Annotated in this window: 12 protein-coding genes; 3 read left to right on the top strand and 9 right to left on the bottom strand. The window is 70.8% G+C overall.

Translation table 11 applies throughout. The features are described 5' to 3' along the window. Window positions 1-34: 34 nt before the first annotated feature. The 5 genes from ACYQ1H_RS04190 to ACYQ1H_RS04170 are packed head-to-tail and all read right to left on the bottom strand — an operon-like array spanning window position 35 to window position 4604. Complete coding sequence (locus ACYQ1H_RS04190; RefSeq protein WP_460026808.1) at window positions 35-346, bottom strand: DUF2288 domain-containing protein; 312 nt, start codon at window positions 344-346, stop codon at window positions 35-37. Continuing rightward, on the bottom strand, window positions 339-2693 hold the full coding sequence (gene hypF / locus ACYQ1H_RS04185; RefSeq protein ID WP_460026807.1) for a carbamoyltransferase HypF: 2355 nt from the start codon (window positions 2691-2693) through the stop codon (window positions 339-341). Before hypF ends, ACYQ1H_RS04190 begins: the two co-directional genes overlap by 8 nt. A gap of 46 nt (window positions 2694-2739) precedes the next feature. Then, window positions 2740-3591 carry a hydrogenase nickel incorporation protein HypB gene (gene hypB, locus ACYQ1H_RS04180; protein ID WP_460026806.1) on the bottom strand — a complete coding sequence of 284 codons (852 nt, stop codon included), beginning with the start codon at window positions 3589-3591 and terminating at the stop codon, window positions 2740-2742. Between the two features lie 53 nt (window positions 3592-3644). Further along, entirely contained in the window at window positions 3645-3998 is a 354-nt protein-coding gene (locus ACYQ1H_RS04175) for a hydrogenase maturation nickel metallochaperone HypA/HybF (protein WP_460026805.1), read from the bottom strand. Between the two features lie 21 nt (window positions 3999-4019). Continuing rightward, window positions 4020-4604 (bottom strand): HupE/UreJ family protein, encoded by a 585-nt coding sequence (locus ACYQ1H_RS04170; RefSeq protein WP_460026804.1) that lies wholly within the window; start codon window positions 4602-4604, stop codon window positions 4020-4022. A 257-nt stretch (window positions 4605-4861) separates the two neighbouring features. Between ACYQ1H_RS04170 and ACYQ1H_RS04165 the strand changes: the two genes are divergently transcribed. The 3 genes from ACYQ1H_RS04165 to ACYQ1H_RS04155 all read left to right on the top strand — a co-directional run bounded on the left by ACYQ1H_RS04165 (window position 4862) and on the right by ACYQ1H_RS04155 (window position 10956). Then, on the top strand, window positions 4862-7060 hold the full coding sequence (locus ACYQ1H_RS04165; protein ID WP_460026803.1) for a TonB-dependent receptor: 2199 nt from the start codon (window positions 4862-4864) through the stop codon (window positions 7058-7060). A 148-nt stretch (window positions 7061-7208) separates the two neighbouring features. Then, the gene (locus tag ACYQ1H_RS04160; RefSeq protein WP_460026802.1) at window positions 7209-7838 is read left to right on the top strand and encodes a hypothetical protein; all 630 of its coding nucleotides are present in this window, start codon (window positions 7209-7211) and stop codon (window positions 7836-7838) included. A gap of 202 nt (window positions 7839-8040) precedes the next feature. Further along, a complete protein-coding gene (locus tag ACYQ1H_RS04155; RefSeq protein ID WP_460026827.1) occupies window positions 8041-10956 on the top strand; it encodes a PAS domain-containing hybrid sensor histidine kinase/response regulator in 2916 nt (971 codons plus the stop codon). A 67-nt stretch (window positions 10957-11023) separates the two neighbouring features. On the opposite strand, the gene ACYQ1H_RS04150 is transcribed toward ACYQ1H_RS04155, so the two are convergent. The 4 genes from ACYQ1H_RS04150 to ACYQ1H_RS04135 all read right to left on the bottom strand — a co-directional run bounded on the left by ACYQ1H_RS04150 (window position 11024) and on the right by ACYQ1H_RS04135 (window position 18434). Continuing rightward, a complete protein-coding gene (locus tag ACYQ1H_RS04150; RefSeq protein ID WP_460026801.1) occupies window positions 11024-11302 on the bottom strand; it encodes a PepSY domain-containing protein in 279 nt (92 codons plus the stop codon). Between the two features lie 142 nt (window positions 11303-11444). Continuing rightward, on the bottom strand, window positions 11445-12632 hold the full coding sequence (locus ACYQ1H_RS04145) for a WD40 repeat domain-containing protein (RefSeq protein ID WP_460026800.1): 1188 nt from the start codon (window positions 12630-12632) through the stop codon (window positions 11445-11447). Between the two features lie 52 nt (window positions 12633-12684). After that, complete coding sequence (locus ACYQ1H_RS04140) at window positions 12685-16635, bottom strand: translocation/assembly module TamB domain-containing protein (protein ID WP_460026826.1); 3951 nt, start codon at window positions 16633-16635, stop codon at window positions 12685-12687. Continuing rightward, a complete protein-coding gene (locus tag ACYQ1H_RS04135; RefSeq protein ID WP_460026799.1) occupies window positions 16635-18434 on the bottom strand; it encodes an autotransporter assembly complex protein TamA in 1800 nt (599 codons plus the stop codon). The genes ACYQ1H_RS04140 and ACYQ1H_RS04135 overlap by 1 nt, the downstream gene beginning before the upstream one ends. Window positions 18435-18446 lie beyond the last annotated feature (12 nt).

Genomic DNA, 18446 nt, shown 5'->3' with positions numbered 1-18446 from the left:
ACGTTGCGAGAGACGTTACGCCGCCGCGCCCGCATCAGCCGTCCAGCACCCGCTGCACCAGCACCCAGGGCGCCACCACGACGGCGCGGAACGCCGGGTTCGCCGGCGCCCACTGACGGGCCAGGGCATCGTCCACCCGTCTCACCTGCCCGGCGGCCAGCCAGTCCCGCAGCCGGGCCGTCTCGTCCCGGGCCATGGCCTCCGCTACCGCCAGCAGGTCCAGGCCCTCCTGCACCACGATCACCGCGCCGCGGGCAAAATGCCGTTGCAGCTCCGTCCAGGCGAGGACGCCGCTCTCGGCGGCGAGTTTCTGCCGGATATCGATCCGGTCGGCTGGCTCATGCATCCCGATGTTTCCTGTCATGGTGTCTGTCCATTGAATCATGTCCCGGCGGCAACGCCGCCACGGACGCCGCTTGGCGCGCGACCCGGGCCTGGGCCTCGACGATCTGGCCGAAGCTGATGGCGGCGTCGTTGACCGGCAACCGCTCCGGAATCGACACCGCGAAGCCCGCCCGCACCAGCAGCCGCTGCGCCCGGGCCAGCAGGCGACGGTTCTGGAACACGCCGCCGGTCAGGCCGACCCGGCGGATGCCGTGCTCATCACGCACGCGCAGCGCCACCGCGCGGATGGCCGCCGCCAAGCTGGCATGGAACTGGCCGGCCCGCATCACCGGCGGTGTGTCGTCGGCCATCAGCCGGGGCAACAGCGGCGACCAGTCGATCCGCCAGAGCCCATCCTGGCGCAGCAGCGGCAGCTCGACGGCGGCGGCTGGCAGGCCACAGGCCAGCGCCTCCAGCCGCGCGGCGGCATGGCCCTCGTGGCTCTGCGTCCGGCACAGCCCGATCAGGGCCGCTGCCGCGTCGAACAGGCGCCCCGCCGAGCTGCTCAGCGGCGCATTCAGGCCACGCCGCCAGGCCACTCGGGCCAGCGACGCCGCCGCCGGCGCCGCGGGCCAGTCAAGCTCCGCTTCCAGGCACAGCGCCAGCGCGCAGCGCCAGGGTTCGCGGCTGGCCCTGTCGCCACCGATCAGGCGGAAGGGCCGCAGACTGGCCACCCGCTGCCAGGCGCCCGGCTGACCCAGCAGCGCCTCGCCGCCCCAGAGCGTGCCATCCTCGCCATAGCCCAGCCCGTCCCAGGCGAACACCAGCAGCGGCTCGTCCAGCCCGAACTCGCCGCTCACCGCCGCCGCATGGGCCAGATGGTGGTGCACCGTCACCCGCTCCGGCCAGCTGGCGCTGCCCCAGCGGGTGGACAGGTAGTCCGGATGGGCGTCGGCGACCACCAGTTCCGGCCGCACCGCGAACAGGCGGCACAGATCCTCGATCACCTGCCCGAAGACCTGGAGACTCCGTGGCGCGCCAAGATCGCCCAGATGCGGCGAGACGATCACGCGGTCGTCCTGGGCCAGGGCGATGGTGTTCTTGAGATCGGCGCCCAGCGCCAGCATCGGGCACGGTACCGGCCGCCGCAGCCGCAGCTCGACCGGCGCCAGCCCCCTGCCCAGCCGCAGCGGTCGCTGCCGGCCGGCCAGCCGCCGGAACACCGCATCGTCGGCCGGCCGCCGGATGGGCCGGTCATGATGGAGAAAGGCGTCGGCCACGCCACCGAGACGGCTTGCCACGCTGGCGGCATCGGTCAGAACCGGCTCGCCGCTGAGGTTGGCCGAGGTCGCGACCAGGGGACCGCCGAAGTCCGCCAGCAGCAGATGGTGCAGCGGGCTGTAGGGCAGCATCAGGCCGATCTCGTCCAGCCCCGGGGCAATCGCCGCCGACAGGGCAAACTCGCGGGATTTCGGCAACAGCACGATGGGGCGCAGCGGCGATCGCAGCAGGCCGAGATCGCCGGGCGCCGGCACGGCGATGCCCGCCAGGCGATCATCGCCATCCAGGCCGTCCCCGGGCAGCATGACCGCGAGCGGCTTGTCGGGCCGGCGCTTGCGCGCCCGCAGCCGCCGCACGGCGGCATCCGCGCGCGCATCGCACAACAGATGATAACCGCCCACACCCTTGGCGGCGACGATGCCGCCGGCCCGCAGCAACGCGACGCAGGCCGCCAGGGCCGCCTCGTTGCCGCGCACGGGCGGCGCCCCCGACACCTGCCAGGTCAGCGTCGGACCGCAGCGCGGACAGGCCAGCGGCTGGGCGTGATAGCGCCGGTCGGCGGGATTCCCGTACTCAGCCCGGCAGTCGTCGCACAGCGGAAAATCCGCCATGGCCGTGTTGGGACGGTCGTAGGGCAGCCGATCGATGAGGGTGTAGCGCGGCCCGCACTGGGTGCAGTTGGTGAACGGGTAGCGATGGCGGCGGGCGGCGGGATCACGCATTTCCGCCAGGCAATCGGCGCAGACGAAATGGTCGGGCGGGATGACGATGGCGTCCCGGTCGGTCGCCGCGCTGGGAAGGATGACGAACCCCCGGCAGCCCTGCGGCGCCACGGCCCGCATCTCGGGTGTCTCCGGCCGCGCCAGCGGCGGTGCCTCGGCCAGCAGCGCCCGCGCGAAGCAGTCGAGCCCTGCCGAGGGACCCTCGGCCTGAATCTCGACCGCGCCGCCCACGTTCCGGACCCAGCCCTGCACCCCGAGCGTCAGCGCCAGCCGCAGCACGAACGGCCGGTAGCCGACCCCCTGAACCCGGCCGCGCACCCGGATGCGGCGGGCGCTCGCGGGCGCCGCGGTTTCGGCCGGCGTCACCGCGCGCCCCCGGGCAGCAACCTGGCCCGGTTCCGGCCGGCGGGTCTCAGGCGCCGGCGCCCGCGACGGGCCGGAAGGTCACCACTGGCGGCCGGGCATGCAGGCGGCGCCCCGCCGCCTCGACCCGGGGCCGCAGGGTCTGCCGGTCGGCCAGCAACTGCCGGTAGTGCCGGCGCTCGCCTTGCAGCCAGTCGATCCAGGCGTCCAGCCCCTCGCCGGTCCTGGCGGACAGGCGCAGCACCGGTGCGCGGGTGGCGAGACGGCGCAGGCAGGCTTCCGCCCGCTCGGGCGAGAACTCCTCCAGGTGGGGCAGCAGGTCGGTCTTGCTCACCAGCATCAGGTCGGCGGCGCGGAACATGACCGGATACTTGGCCGGCTTGTCGTCACCCTCGGTGACCGACAGCAGGGTGACGTTGCGATGGTGCCCGAGATCGAAGCTGGCGGGACAGACCAGGTTGCCGACATTCTCGATGAACAGGATGTCGAGCTGGGCGAGATTCAGCCGGTCCAGGCCACCCTGCACCAGGTGGGCATCCAGATGACAGGCGGTGCCGGTGGTGATCTGGTGTGCCGGGGCGCCCAGGGCACGGATGCGGGCGGCATCGTTCTCGGTTTCGAGATCGCCCTCGATGACGCCGATCCGCAGGCGGCCCTGCAAGCGCCGGATGGTGGCCTCCAGCAGCGCGGTCTTGCCGGAGCCGGGCGAGGACATCAGGTTGATCGTCAACACCCCGTGCCCATCCAGGCGCGCCCGGTTCCGCTCCGCCTGGCGGTCATTGTGGGTCATCAGCCCCTCGAGGATCGCCGCCGGACTGTCGCCCGCCACCCGCGCCCTCGGCGCCGGGGCCAGCAGATGCCGATTGCCGTCGGTAATGTTGCAGCCACAGGTATCGCACATGGATGGTTAGCCTCGTTCTCGGGGAAAGGCCAGCCCGCCGGGGCCGCCGGCCGTCAGGTGTCCGGCTGGAGCAGCTCCACGCGGGCCAGGATCAATTCATCGCCGCCGATCAGTTCCGTGGCCAGGCTGCGGCAATGCGGGCAAGCAAGGTCGCCGGGCGGCGCCTCGGCTTCAGCGCCGCAATCCCCGCAACGCACGCGGGGCGGGGCGCTGCGCATGACCAGCTCGGCCTGCGCCGCCACGGTACCCTCGCGCGCCAGCAGGAAGGCGGTCTCCAGCAGTTGCGGCTCGACCCCGGACAGCAGGCCGGCCTGCACCTCGACCCGGCTGACGGCCCGGGCGCCGTGCCGATGTGCCAGTGTCGTCAGCTGTTCGAGCAGATCCTGGCAGAGCGACAGCTCATGCACGCCGGTTACCCGCCGCCGGCATCAGAGCCCGGTCAGCAGATAGACACCGGTCGCGGCAATCGCCGCCCCGCCCAGGCGCGGCAACAGGTGCCAGCGCCGGCTGGAGAGGCCGAGCGCCAGACCCAGGCCATGCAGGACGGCCGTCGCCAGCAGGAATCCCGCGGCGTAGGGCAGCGGAGCGGCGGCCTCGGGAATCTCCGCGCCATGGGCGTAGCCGTGGAACAGCGCGAACAGCGCCACCAGCGCCACGCCGGCCGCGCCGGAAAACGCCGTGCGACTGGCCACCAGGAGCCCCAGCACGACCACCGAGAGGGCGATCAGCGGCTCGACCTGGCCCCAGCCCAGGCCCTCGAGCCCCAGCCAGCCGCCGAGGGACATCGCCGCCACGAAGGCCAGCGGCAACTGCCAGAGCGAACGCCCGCCCTGCAGCGCCGACCAGATCCCCACGGCCAGCATGGCCAGCAGGTGATCCGCGCCCAGGAAGGGATGCGCAAAGCCCTGGGCCAGGCCGGCGCCGGCGGCGCCGAAGGTATGGGCAGCGGCGCTGCCGCTGGCGATCAGCAGACACGCCGCGAGCGCGGCCGATGGCATCGAGAGCTTGTGCATGGCGTTTTCCTGGCTGCGAGCATGAACCGGTGATCGCGCGACGACGTGGCGCCGTCCGCTTCCGTCGATGGTACCCGCAATGCGGTGACACGACCATGCATTCGGCCGGCACCCGCGTCGAACAGTCCGTTTTTGCCCGGCGATGGCGAACCGGGGCGGGTTCGGCTAACCTGCCCCGGCACAAGCCGACCCGACCGCGGCAGCGGCCCGGAACCGCCCGGGCTGGCCGCGCACCCATCGTACCGGACATTCCCATCATGCTGGCCCTGCCTCTCAGCTCCCGCCCGGCCCGGCTCGCGGGACAGCGCTTTCAGCCCTGCCCCGACACCCGGCCGCGGCTGGTGTGGACCATCTGCCTGGCGCTCGGCGCCAGCGGCGAAACCCGGGCGCAGACGCCGCTCCCGCCGCCCGCCGACGAGCCGGCGGCCGCCGCCGCGAACCCGCCGGATACCGCCACGCCGCCCGTGCTGGAGGAGCCCGTCAGCCTGGAAACGATCGAGGTCCAGGGGCGGGAAAGCGACCTGCTGGGCCAGGCGGGCTCGGCATCCCAGGGCGTGGTCGGCCGCAACCAGTTCCGTACCCGCCCGCTGCTGCGGGTCGGCGAGCTGGTCGAGGTCATCCCGGGCATGATCGCCACCCAGCACAGCGGCACGGGCAAGGCCAACCAGTATTTCCTGCGCGGCTTCAATCTCGACCACGGCACCGACTTCGCGACCTGGGTCGACGGCGTGCCGATGAACCTGCCGACCAACGCCCACGGCCAGGGCTACCTCGATCTCAACAGCATCATTCCCGAGCTGGTGGAGCGGGTCGAGTACGGCAAGGGGCCCTATTACGCCGAAATGGGCGACTTCGCCTCGGCCGGTTATGCCCAGATACACACCCGAACGCGACTGGACGCGGGCTTCGTCAACCTCACCGGCGGCGAATTCGACTACTACCGCGGCGTCGCCGCCAACTCCAACCGGCTGGGATCGGGCGATCTCCTGTACGGTCTCGCCGTCAACTTCTACGACGGGCCCTGGCAGCAGCCCATGCAGCTGGATCAGTACAACGGCCTGCTGCGCTACACCCTCGACCGCCAGGACTGGGGCCTGTCCTTCATCGGCCAGGGCTACGGCTCCAACTGGATCGCGACCAACCAGATCCCCGAGGCGCTGGTCAAGACCCGTCAGCTGCCGCTCTACGGCACCCTGAACGACACCGACGGCGGCAACACCGACCGCTACACGGGCTCGCTCAACCTCTGGAGCCGGGGCGACGGCTACCGGAACGAGGCCAGCCTCTATCTGGCCTACTACCAGCTCGACCTGTATTCCGATTTCACCTTCTACCTGACCCATCCGACGCTTGGCGACCAGATCTTCCAGGGCGAGAACCGCCTGTATTACGGCGGCAACGCCTCGCAGACCTGGTTCAACCAGCTGTTCGGCCTGCCGATGGACAACACCCTCGGCATCCAGCTGCGCCGCGACCGGATCCGGGGCCTGGAACTGGCCAACAGCTTCCGCCGCGACATCTTCGCGGTCACCAGCATCGATGACGTCGACGAGACCAGCATCGGCCTGTACGGCAAGAGCGAAAACCACTGGCTGCCCTGGTTGCGCACCGAGGCGGGTCTCCGGCAAGACATCTTCGTGTTCGAGAACACGGTGGTGGCCGGCGAACGCAACGGCGGCCAGACCGCCGCCAGCCTGGCCAGCCCCAAGCTGAGCCTGATTCTCGGGCCCTGGGCGGAGACCGAGTTCTATCTCAACCTCGGCTACGGCTTCCACTCCAACGACGCCCGCGGTGCCGTTGCCCGGCAGGATCCCGGCGTCCAGCCCATCATCAACCCGGTGTCGCCGCTGTCGCGCACCCGGGGCGCCGAACTGGGCACCCGTTCGCAGTATCTGCCCGGCCTCAATACCACACTGGCCCTCTGGTACCTGCACAGCGATAGCGAACTGGTGTTCGTCGGCGACGAGGGCACCACCGAGCCGACCGGCGCCGGCAACCGCTATGGCGTCGAGTGGACCAACTACTACCGGCCCAGCGACACCGTGACCCTGGACGCCGACGTCGCCTTCACCCGGTCGCGCTATACCGATGCGCCCGGCGATGCCGACCGTATCCCGCAGTCGGTCGGCCAGGTGATCAGCGCCGGCGCCCTGTACGAGGACCCGCAGGGCTGGTTCGCCACCGCCCGCCTGCGGCACTTCGGTGACGTGCCCCTCAACGAGTCCGGCAGCGTCACCCTGGGCAGCACCACGCTGGTCAACCTGGGGGGCGGCTATCAGGCCGGGCCGTTGCGGCTGAGCCTGGATCTCTTCAACCTGTTCGACGCGCGGGCCAACGATATCGCCTATTACTACACCTACCGCCTGCAGGACCAGCCGCGCGAGGGCGTCGACGGCAAGCTCATCCACCCGGTGGAGCCGAGAATGCTGCGCGGAACGATCTCGTTCCGCTTCTGAGACGCCCTGCCCCATCCCTGAGGCAGTCCGGCGGGGTGGCGCTATTCCACCCCCCCCCAGCAAACCCTGTAACATCCTCTCGACAGCGCCCTGCCACGGGACTTGTTCACCCGTGGCCGTTCCAGGCCCGAACCGGAATAGCTCCCCGATGATCATCCGCGCATTCGCGATCGCCCTATTGCTGCTGCTGGGCGCCGGCGGCTTCCATTACCTGCTCGACGCCGAACAGCAGGAAGCGCGCCGACAGGCCAGCCGGCACCTGGCCAGCGTGGCCAGCCTCAAGGTCGACCAGCTGACCGGCTGGCGCGGCGAACGCCTGAGCGATGCGATCGTGCTCATGCACAACCCCGGCTTCGCCGACGACCGCGCCATCGCCAGGCTGATGCAAGGGGATGCGCAGGCGCGCGCGGCCATCCGCGAGTTTTTCCGCAGCCTGGTCGATCAGTACGGCTACGAGGACGTGATGCTGGTGAACGCGCGGGGCGACATCCTGCCCGGACTCGGCAACCGGCTCCAGGCGCTGCCGACAGGCACCCGGCCGCTGCTGGAACAGGCCTGGCGCAGCCGGCAGGCGGTCCTGTCCGATCCGCTCGAGGACCAGGCAGGCGGCGCCCCCCCCGCGCATGAGCCTGATCGCGCCGCTGCTGGCCGACGGGCAGCCGCAGGGTGCGGTCATCCTGGTCATCGACGCCCGGCGGGCGCTGTTTCCCCTGCTGGAGGCGTGGCCGGTGTACAGCCGGTCCGCGGAGATCCTGCTGGTGCGGCAGCTGGGCGATGAGCTCCTCTATCTCAGCCCGCTGCGGCACCGCCCCGGCGGCGCCTCCGCGCCGCTGCATATCCCCCCGTCGCGCACCGACGTGCCGGCGGTGCGGGCAGCCCTGGGCCAGCGGGGCATTCTTGAAGGCCCCGATTACCGTGACACCCCGGTCATTGCGGCAGCCCTGCCCGTGCCCGGCTCGTCCTGGCTGTTGATCGCCAAGATGGACAGCGGGGAACTGCACCGCGAAACCTGGCAGCGGCTGCTGCAGAAAACCGGCTGGCTGCTGGCGGCACTGGCCTCGCTCGGCGCCCTCGCCGCCCTGGCCTGGCAGCGCCAGCAGGCCCGCGCGCGGGACCGCATGGAGCGCCTGCAGGCCTCCGAGCGCCGCAGCCTGGCACGGTTCCTGAACCTGTTCGAACAGTCCCAGGACGGCATCCTGCTGCTCACCGATGACCTTCGTTTCCGCGATGCCAACCCGGCCGCGCTCCGGCTGCTGGGGTATCGGCGGGAGGAACTGCTGGGCCTGCGCCTGCCGGACATCCTCGCGCGCGCCGAATACCCGCGGCTGGGCGACGCCGTCGCGTCGGTGATGGCCGGCATCCCGGCGCACGATGAATGGCGGCACGTGCGCAAGGATGGCTCGAGCTTCGTGGGCGACATGACCGCCATGCAGCTGGACGACACACACTACTTCGCCACGCTGCGGGACATCACCCAGATCCGCGAGACCCGGCTGCGGCTGGCCGAAAGCGAGGAACGCCTGCGCCTGGCGCTGGATGCCGCCCAGATGGGCACCTTCGACTGGAACCTGCGCACCCGCGAGCTGAACTGGTCACCGCACCACGAGTGGCTATGGGGCTTCGCACCCGGCGAGTTTCCCGGCACCTACGAAGCCTTCGCCAGCCGCGTGCATCCCGAGGATATGGCCAGCATCGAGACGCTGGTACAGGACTGCATCACCGGACACGCGCGTTTCGAGCACGAATTTCGCGTCATCTGGCCGGACCAGAGCCAGCACTGGATACTGGCGCTGGGCGAATTCTGCTTCGGCGACGAGGGTCAGCCGGTCCAGATGCGCGGCACCGTGCAGGAAATCACCCTGCGCAAGACCCTGGAAAAATCCCTGGCGCTCAACCAGCACCTGGTCGAGCACGCCACCGACGGCATCTTCCTGATGCGCGACAACGGCGGCATCCTGGCGGCCAACCGGGCGGCCTGCCAGAGCCTGGAGTACAGCCGCGAACAACTCCAGCGGCTGTCGGTGTGGGACATCGATCCCGACCTGGACCAGGCCGCCTGGCAGCAGCGCTGGCAACAGATGGAGCAGGGCCCGCTGCCCGCCTTCGAATCGCGCCATTGCAGCCGCACCGGCGCTACCTTTCCGGTCGAGATCAGCGCCACCCGCTTCGCCTTCGGCGGCGAGTCCTATGTCTGCGCCTTCGTCCGCAACATCAGCGAGCGCCGGCAGACCGAGCGCGCGCTGCGCGAGCTCAACGACCGGCTGGAACAGCGCGTCGCCGAACGCACGGCCGAGCTGCTGGACAAGACCGCGGAGCTGTCCGAGGCGTCGCGCTACGCCCGCAGCCTGATCGAGGCCAGCATCGATCCGCTGCTGACCATCGGCGCCGACGGACGGATCATGGACGTGAACCATGCCACCGAAAAGGTCACGGGACAGTCACGCGCCGAGCTGATCGGCAGCGACTTCCCGGCCCTGTTCACCGATCCGGAACGGGCGCGGCTGGGCTACCGGCGCATCTTTGCCGAAGGCGAGGTGCACGACTATCCGCTGGACATCCGCCATGTCTCCGGCACGGTGACCCACGTGCTCTACAACGCCTGCGTTTACCGCAACGCCCAGGGCGAGGTGGCCGGCGTCTTCGCGGCAGCGCGGGATCTGACCGAACTCAAGCGCGCCGAGGCGGCGGTCCGCGAGCTGAACCGGACGCTGGAGCGCAAGGTCGAGGAGCGCACCGCCCAGCTGGCCGCCGCCAGCGCCGCCAAGAGCCAGTTCCTGGCGCACATGAGCCACGAGATCCGCACGCCCATGAACGCCATCCTCGGCATGGCCCAGGTACTGAGCCGCAACGCCCTGTCGCCCGAACTGCGCGAGATGGTCGGCCACATCACCGAAGCCGGCGACACCCTGCTGCGGATCATCAACGACATCCTCGATCTCTCGAAAATCGAGGCCGGCCAGCTGAGCATGGAATTCCAGGCGTTCCGGCTGGACGCGCTGCTGGAGCAGGTCGACCGCATGCTGCGCGGTGCCGCCACCGCCAAGAACATCGCGCTGGTCGTCCACCCGCCGGCGGAAGCGGTCGGCGGGCTGGTCGGCGACAGCCTGCGGCTGGAGCAGGTGCTCATCAACCTGGGCAGCAATGCCATCAAGTTCACCGCCCGGGGCGGGGTCGACATCGCGGTGGAGACGCTGGCGACGAACGCCCGCCGCGTCCGGCTCCGCTTCGTGGTGCGCGATACCGGCATCGGCATTGCGCCGATGGCGCTCGAACGCCTGTTCCAGCCCTTCAGCCAGGCCGACAGCGGCATTACCCGCCGCTTCGGCGGCACCGGCCTCGGGCTGGCCATCAGCCAGCGGCTGGTCGGGCTGATGGGCGGAAAGATCCGCGTCGAGAGCCAACCGGAACGAGGCAGCCGGTTCTGGTTCGAACTGGACCTCGAACGGACGGTCGGCGGCGTCACGCCGCAGCGCAGCGCGCCCGCCGGGGAAGCGCGACCGGCGGGGCCGCGACTGGCCGGCCTGCGGGTGCTGGCGGTGGACGACAACCGCATCAACCTCAGGGTGTTGCAGCAGGCCCTGCAACTGGAAGGCGCCGAAGTGGCGCTGGCAACCGATGGACGCGAGGCGCTGCGGATACTCGAGGCCGACCCCGCCCGCTTCGAGATGGTACTGATGGATGTGCAGATGCCGGTCATGGACGGGCTGACCGCGACCCGCCGGATTCGCGAGAATCCCGCCCTCGCCCACCTGCCGGTGATCGCCCTGTCGGCGGGGGTGCTGGCGGAGGAACGCAGCGCGGCGCAGGCCGCGGGCATGACCGAGTTTCTCCCCAAGCCGATGAACCTCGAGCAGATGGCCGGCCTGCTGGCGGAGCTCAGGCGGGCGGAAGCCTGAGCCGGCATGCCGGGTCTGCCCGGTACCCCGGCGGCGGACGACCGCCGGGATGGGAAGCGTCAGCGATTCAATCGTCGCGCTCGATCTTCAGGATCCTGCCATCGGCGCTGTACTCGGCCTCCATCTTCTGGCCGTCCAGCCGGAATTCGACCTCATAGGTCGTGCTGCCGTTTTCCGTTTCCTGCTCGTAGCGGGCCTCCGCCGCGTTCGGATAGGCCGCCCTGAACGCCGACAGGACGGCAGCCGGCACCTGGGATTCGTTGAGCGACTGCCCGGCCTGCGCCGCCGGCAGCGCCAGCAGCAGGGCCGTGAAACCTGCAAGGCAGGTGGTCAGGTATGTCTTCATGCGCGTTCCTCCGTCTGAATGGAAAAACCAGCCCGCCGGCTGGCGGATTCAGATTAGGCCAGGGCATTTCCACCGGCAATGGAAAAAACGGGGGACGCCGGCAGAGCGGGGCAAGACGGCGCCCCGGCTGGCGCGGCGCGGCTCAGAAATGCCGCGCGCCGCGCTCCTGGCCCGCCGTCGCCAGCAGCTTGGACAGGCTCCAGACCTTGGCGCCATCCCAACTGGTGGAGACCACGCGCCCCTCCGCACCGCAAGACAGCGCCTCGATCGGTCCCTCGTGGGCGGCCACATGCGCCAGCGGAACCGGCGAAAGCGCCGGATTCCACAGATACATGCGTCCCGCCTTGGTGCCGACCAGCAGCCGGCCGGTCTCGGTCTCGCGGCAGAAGGCGCTGATGTCTCCTTCCAGGTCGCGCAGCGCGGCCACCTGGCGCAGAGTCACCGGGTCCCAGATTTCCAGCACCCGGCCGTCGGTATAGGCCAGGACCCGGCCATCGCGGCTGAAGCCCAGCAGCGCGCGATCGGTGTTCACCATGCGCTCCCGGAGCAGCTCGAGGGTGCTGGCATCCCAGTACACCAGGCTTCTGCCGGCTGCCGTCATGAAAAGCGGGCGACCATCCTCGGCCATGCCGAAGGCGATGGACTGGACCCCGGCATGGGTGCTGCGCAGGAATCGTCCGCTGACCGGATTCCAGAGGCCGACCGGCCCGTCGCCGCGCCAGCCCAACCAGGCGCCGTCGGGTGAGAACAGGACAGCCTTGATGTCGACGCCGTCCACCTCGCGATCGGCGACCAGGGTCTCGGTGGTCAGGTCCCACATCAGCAGGTGGCCGTATTCCCGCCCCGCCGTGCCTGCGGCCATCCGGCGGCCATCCGGCGCGAAGTCGAGCGCGTCGACCTGAAGCCGCCCGCCACGCCGGGCGAAGGTTTTCTCGCCATGGGCGATGCGGGTACCGGCATCGGCATGCCAGAAATCAGGGCCGCGGCCGCCGCTGGCAAGGACGGTCCTGCCGTCGGGAGAGAAAACCGGCAGGGTGATGCTGGCCATCTCGGGAAGATGCTGCTGGTTGAGCCGCGCCAGCAGGCCGCTGACACGCTGCAACTCGTCCAGCGCCTTCTTGGCGGCCTTCTCCTGCGGACATTTCTGGCACTGGCGCAGAAAGGCAAGATAGGCATCCACCGTGTTCAGCTTCTGCGCCCGCAGCCAGGGATCGCTGTTGTCCTGGCGATGGCTGTTCCAGTGCCAGCCGAGGTAGAGCAGCAGCATCCCGAAGGCCAGGGCAAAAAACCAGGTCAAGATTTTTTCCAGCCAGTCCAGAAAAGCGCTCATAAGCCAAACAGGATCGATGGGGAGTCGTGCGGCCCGCCAGGGAACCGCCGGGTCAATCCTCCCACTGATAGAGAATGTCGCCGCCGCTGAATTCGCCGGTCTCGGTCTGCACTTTCCAGCGTTGCGTCAAATCATAGCGCAAGCGAAAGACATAGGCGTTCTGGAACAGGCCCATGCCGTACTGGACATAGATCTTCGGCGTCAGGTACTTGCCCAGGAACAGGGCGGTGCTCTGGGTTCCGCCCCAGGGTCCGGAACCGCCATAGCCCTGGGCCAGGCTGCCCGCGCCGAGCGAGCCCTGCATGCTGATGTCGACGAAACCGCCCAGCCCCAGCCGGCTCGACAGCTCCCGGGTCAGCAGGCTGCCGGCGGTGCCGCCGAGGGCGTTGGCCGCCGCCATCATGGCCGAGCCGCTCTGCTGCCCCAGGGGATCGAAGGGCTTGCCCATCATCAGATAGGCGAGGATGTCGCTCTGCGACATCGGCCGGTCGGCGAACAGGGTGATGCTGGGCTTGTTGAGGGTGCCCAGCAGCTTCGCGCCGACCCGCACATCGTCCGACTTGCGCACCGCCTCGATATCCAGGTTGGGGTTGTCCATGGGCGAACGCGCGAACACCAGCCGCCCGCCGTCGATGTCCAGATCGACGCCATAGAGCGAATACAGGCCCTGATGCAGGCGGATCTCGCCGCTGCCGACGGGATCCGCGCCGGGCGACTGCTCGATCGTCACCGCCCCGTCGACGCGGCTGCGATAGCCCGGCCCGGTCACCTGGATGCGGTCGCCCAGCCGCACCTCGACCCGCGTCGCCAGCGGGTTGTCGCGCGCCTGCGGCGGAGCCTCGGCGTCGACGATGACGACATCGCGCGAGGGCCGGACCGCCCCCGACTCGTCCGGGATCCGGATGTCCGCCTCGGGGATGTCCAGCCTGCCGCCGAGACGCAGGCCCGCGGCGTCGCGCTCGACCACGAGATCCGGCGACAGATAGACCTTGGCCTCGGGAATGTCGGCCGCGAGGAAACGCTTGCCGATCAGGTTCAGGTGCAGCGGCCAGCCCTCGCCCGGCTTCAGGGACAGCAAGCCGTCCAGCCGCAGTTCGCCGTTGCCGGAGACTGCCCGGCCGGTCAGCGCCAGGCGGTCGTCGTCGCGGCTGCTGGCGTCGATGCTCAGGCTGCGGACCTGGATGCCCAGGCGCGGAACGCCGAAACCGGCCTCGAGCAGGGCCCCATGCACCTGCAGGCGGGGCGCGCCCACGCTACCGGCGAACCGGACACCGGCCTCGACACGTCCCTGGAGCCGGTCGAGATCGGGCAGCAGCGGCGCCAGCGCCCCCAGGTGCCCGAGCGACAGGCGCGCCTCGCCGGCCCCGGCCAATTGCCGCCAGTGGCCCCACAGCAGCGGCCCGTCCAGGCGCAGTTCGGCATCGAACCCGGCCAAGGCCGGATCCTCGGCGATCAGTCGCAACTCGCCGCCACGTGGCGTCAGATCGCCGCGCAGACTCAAGGGCTGCGGCTGCCAGCGCCAGGCCGGGCGCGGGTCGCGCGGCTCCAGCCGGGCGCCGTCCGCCGTCAGCGCCAGGCGCCCCTCGTCGACCCGTTCGCCCCGCCCGGCGAACCGGGCCTCGCCATCCAGCCGGCCCAAGAGCCGCAGCCGGGCGGGCAGCCAGGACTCAAAACGCTCCAGGGGCAGGGCCGCGAGGCGGGTGGCAGCCTGCCACTGCCCGCCGGCAGCCTTACCTTGCAGGCAGATTTCCGCCGGCGACAAGGCCCAGCAGGCCGGGCCCAGTTCGGCGGCGGTCCCGCTCAGCCGCAAGACGGCAGGGGCTTGCAGATACCACTCGCCGAAATCCCGCAGGCTGCCGTCGAACTGCTGCAGCCGGCCGCTCCAGGCGGCCGCGTCCCAGCCGCCCTCGGCCCGGAAAACCAGCTGGCCCGGCCGGCCGCCGGCCTGCAGGCGGGTGTCGATGCGACCGCTCAGGACATGCCGCGCCCGGCTGCCCTGGGCGTCGATGGCTATTCTCGCGCCGGCGCCGGCCAGTTGCAGATCGGGCACCGCGAGACTCAGGCGCAGCGGTGCATCCGGCGTCTCGCCCGCATGCAGCGCCAGCCGCAGCTCGCGGGCCCGCCGCTCGCCCTGTCGCAGCCGCTGGGCCAGCAATTCCAGCTCCAGCGGCTCGCCGTGCAGCTGCCATTCGCCTTGGCGATGGACCAGCCCGCCGCGGAAATCCAGCCCGAGCGCCTCGACCGCCGCCTCGCCAACCGCCAGGCCGCGCACCGTGACGCGACCGGCCAGCGGCGGCGCGCCCGGCAGCAAGCCGCCACGCGCCTGTCCCTCGATCTCGCGCAGGGCGGCCTCCCGGTAACGCAGCCCGGTTCCGCTCAGATTCAGGTCGATCGTGGCCGCGCCCGGCTCCAGACGGCCGTTGCGCCAGACCACGGCGCCCTGGCAGGCGAGCCTGAGCCGGCCGGCCCGGTTGTCGCCCACCTGCAGGTCCTGCACCATCAGCTCGGCCCGCAGCGGCGGCGCGTCCGGCGTCAGCCCGCCGCTGAGGCGCACGCTCAGTTCCCGGACGCCATCCGCGCGCAGGCGGAGATCCCGCGCCAGCAGCTCGGCCGTGCCCACGGGCCTGTCCCTGGGCCCCTGAAGCCGGCCGCGGCTGCTCAGCTGTCCCTTCATGCCGGGGAACCAGAGTCCCGGGGCATCCGCCCGCAGGCTCCAGCCGACATCCAGTTGCGGCCCCCAGGTTCCGGCCAGCGCCAGCGCGAGTCCGGCCCCCTGGGCGCGGACATCGCGGAACTCGACACGCTCCGGATACAGACCGAGGCGGCCGCCGGCCGTGACCGCCTGATCGGCCAGCCGCGCCGCCAGCTCGATGCGCAGATCGGCGGGCTCGCCCTGGACCGACAGGCGCCCCTCCGGACTGCGCCATTCCGGCGGTCCGCGCAGCGGCCAGGCCAGGTTTTCCCAGCGCGCCGCGAGATCCAGCCGTGGCCGATCGGGAAGCCCCTCGGCCATGCCGTTCACGGTGAAGCGGGCGCTTGTCGCAGGCAGACCGACGGCCAGCCGCTCGAGCCGCCAGGCGCCCGGCGCCCCGTGGAGCAGCCGGGCATCCGCCTGCACTTCGCCGAGCTCGGCGATGCGGCCCTCCAGGTGACCGTCGATCGTGGCAGCCCGGTCGGTGCCTTCGCCGCGGAGATCAAGCGCCAGCGGCCCGTCCGGCCAGGCGGGATCGATCGAGCGGGGCCGCAGGGCCGGCACCGTCAGCTGCGCCGTCCAGGCCAGCCGGTCGAGCGGATCCTGCACCACCAGCGACAGCTCGGCGGCGGTCGGCGCCTGCAGTCGCTGATGGACCAGGACACGCCCCGGATGGCCGCCCAGCTGGCCTTCGCCGCGGAACGCCGGCCGTCCCGCGGGGTGCCAGTACCAGCGGGTCCGCAGGGCGATGCCCGCCAGTCCCCCCAGCGTCAGGTGGCCATCAAGCGCCAGGCCCAGGTCGGGCAGGGTCACGTCCAGTTGGCGGATGTCGAGCCCGTCGCGGGTCAGCTCCAGCGCGGCATCGAGGGCCGACAGCGGAATCGGCGCACTGGCGGAAGCCGGCTGCACGGTGCCATCGCGCAGGCTGAGCGCATCGATCGCCAGCGCGAACGGCAGGCGCAGACTCGGCCATGCGATCGGCGAGGAATCGCTGCTCGCGTAGCGCGGCCCGTGCAGGTCGATGCGGTGGAAATGCAGTCGGCCGCGCCAGAAATCGTCGACCGCGAGCCGATATTCCAGGCGGTCGAGATGCAGCCGCTCGGTCGCACCGCGATAATCCAGTCCCTGCACCGCGAAGCGCCCGAGCACGACGCCCTCGACCCGAGCCAGGCTGAACCCGGGCACCCAGGCCCGCGCCTGACGGGCCAGCCAGCGGCCACCGGGCTCGGTCGCCAGGCTCCACCAGCATCCGGCCAGCAGCGTCAGCGCCAGCAGGCAGGCCAGCGCCAGAACATTGGCAAGCGCCCGCATCACAGGTCCGGACCCAGAATCAGGTAGACCTGCACCGGGTCCAGCGCCTTCGACAGCGGCACGCCCACATCCAGCCGCACCGGCCCCACCGGCGACCGCCAGCGGGCGCCGATGCCCACCCCGGTACTGACCGGGCCCTCGAAGTCGTTGCCGACATAGCCAACATCGGAGAAGGCCGCCACGCCCCAGTCGCCGAACAGCACGCGATCGTACTCCAGGCTGCCGACCGCCAGATGCTGGCCACCGGTCCGCTTGCCGTAGACATTGACCGGGCTGATCTCGAACAGGCGGTAGCCGCGCACGGTCGGCGCGCCGCCGGCGTAGAAACGCTCGGTGATCGGCATGCGGTCGAAATCGTTGGTGAGCATCTCGCCGAACTGCCCGCGCAGGATCAGGCGGTTGTCGTCATTGAGGCTGTAGACGCCCTTGCCGTAGAGCCGGAAGCGGGCGAAGGACAGCTGCGAGCCCAGCCCCTGGACGCTGCCGGCAAGGTTGGCGTCCAGTCGCACGCCCTGGCGGGGAAAGATGGCGTCGTCGGAGCTGAGCCAGGTGTAGTTGACGCTGGGAATCAGCAGATCGGTGGTCTGGTTGCCCAGGCCGATGTTGAAGGTTTCCCGCAGATAGTCGAGCGAGAGAATCTCGCGCAGGTCCCAGCGGGTCGTGCCATGGCGGATGCCGCCGCGGATCACCTTGGCGCGGCCGGCGACGGTATCCTCCAGGCCCAGCTTGGAGGTAAGGGCCAGCTGGTCCTTCTCCGGATCGCTCAACGGGATGGCGTAGATGGCATCCAGCTGGTTCCAGATCAGCGACAGCTTGGCACTGGCCTGGAAGGTATGGCCGAGGCTGTTGAGGTAGCGGTTGCGGTAGCCGACGCTGAGGCGGGGTCCGGTATCGGTGCCGTAGCCGCCGCCGAGGTCGATGCGGTTGCGGGGCACCATGTCCAGCGCCACGTCGACGGGCATGCGGCCATCCCTGGCCTGTTCGAGCCGGGGCGCGATGTCGGCACGGGCGAAGTAGCCGCTGTTCAGCAGGCTTTTCTGCAGCGCCAGCACCGCCGAGGCGCGATAGGGCTCATCAGGACTGAAGCGCGCGAAGCGGCGCAGCAGTTCGGGATCCAGCGGGGTCTGGCTGAAGCTCAGCTCGCCGAAGCGGTAGCGCCGGCCCGAGGCCAGGTGCAGGACGATGTCCGCCCGCTGGTCCTTGACATCGACGCGCACCTCGCGGGTGGTGAAACGGGCATCGAAGAACCCCATTTCGGCGGCCTGATCCTGCAGGGCATCGCGGCCCTTTTCGTACTGCCGGTGCTCCAGCACGTCGCCGGGGCGGACCGGAAAGCGTTCCACCAGCGCCCGCATCCCGGGTTCCTGGGCCGCCTCGCCCTCCAGCCGCACATCGACATGCGCCACCCGGACCGGCGGCCCCGGGTCGATGCGGTATTCCGCCAGCCAGTTGGCCTTCTGCCGCTTGAGCGTAGCGGCGATACGCGGCTGGTAGTAGCCATAGGGCTGCAGGGCGGTGCGGATCTCGTCCGCGGCGCGGGCCGCCGCCAGGTCGATGACCGCCTGGCGGGCATCCGCGGTCTGGCGGGCCATGGTCAGGAGGGCGCGGACGTTTTTCTCCAGCGGCTCGTCGAGTCCCGTGATCCGGAGTTCGACCGGCGACGGTTCCGCCGGCGCCGGCCGCGGCAGGCCGGCCAGGCCGACGCACAGGCAGATGGCTGTCCAGGCGCGGCGGCTCCGCTGGTGGACACCCGGCCGGCCCTGGCTGGTGTGGCGCGTGGCGTGACCGTGCGACCCCACCGGGCTGCGGCA

Source organism: Methyloparacoccus murrellii, assembly GCF_054657115.1.
Note: the sequence above shows the minus strand (reverse complement) of the source record. Positions and strands in the feature narration are given on the sequence as shown.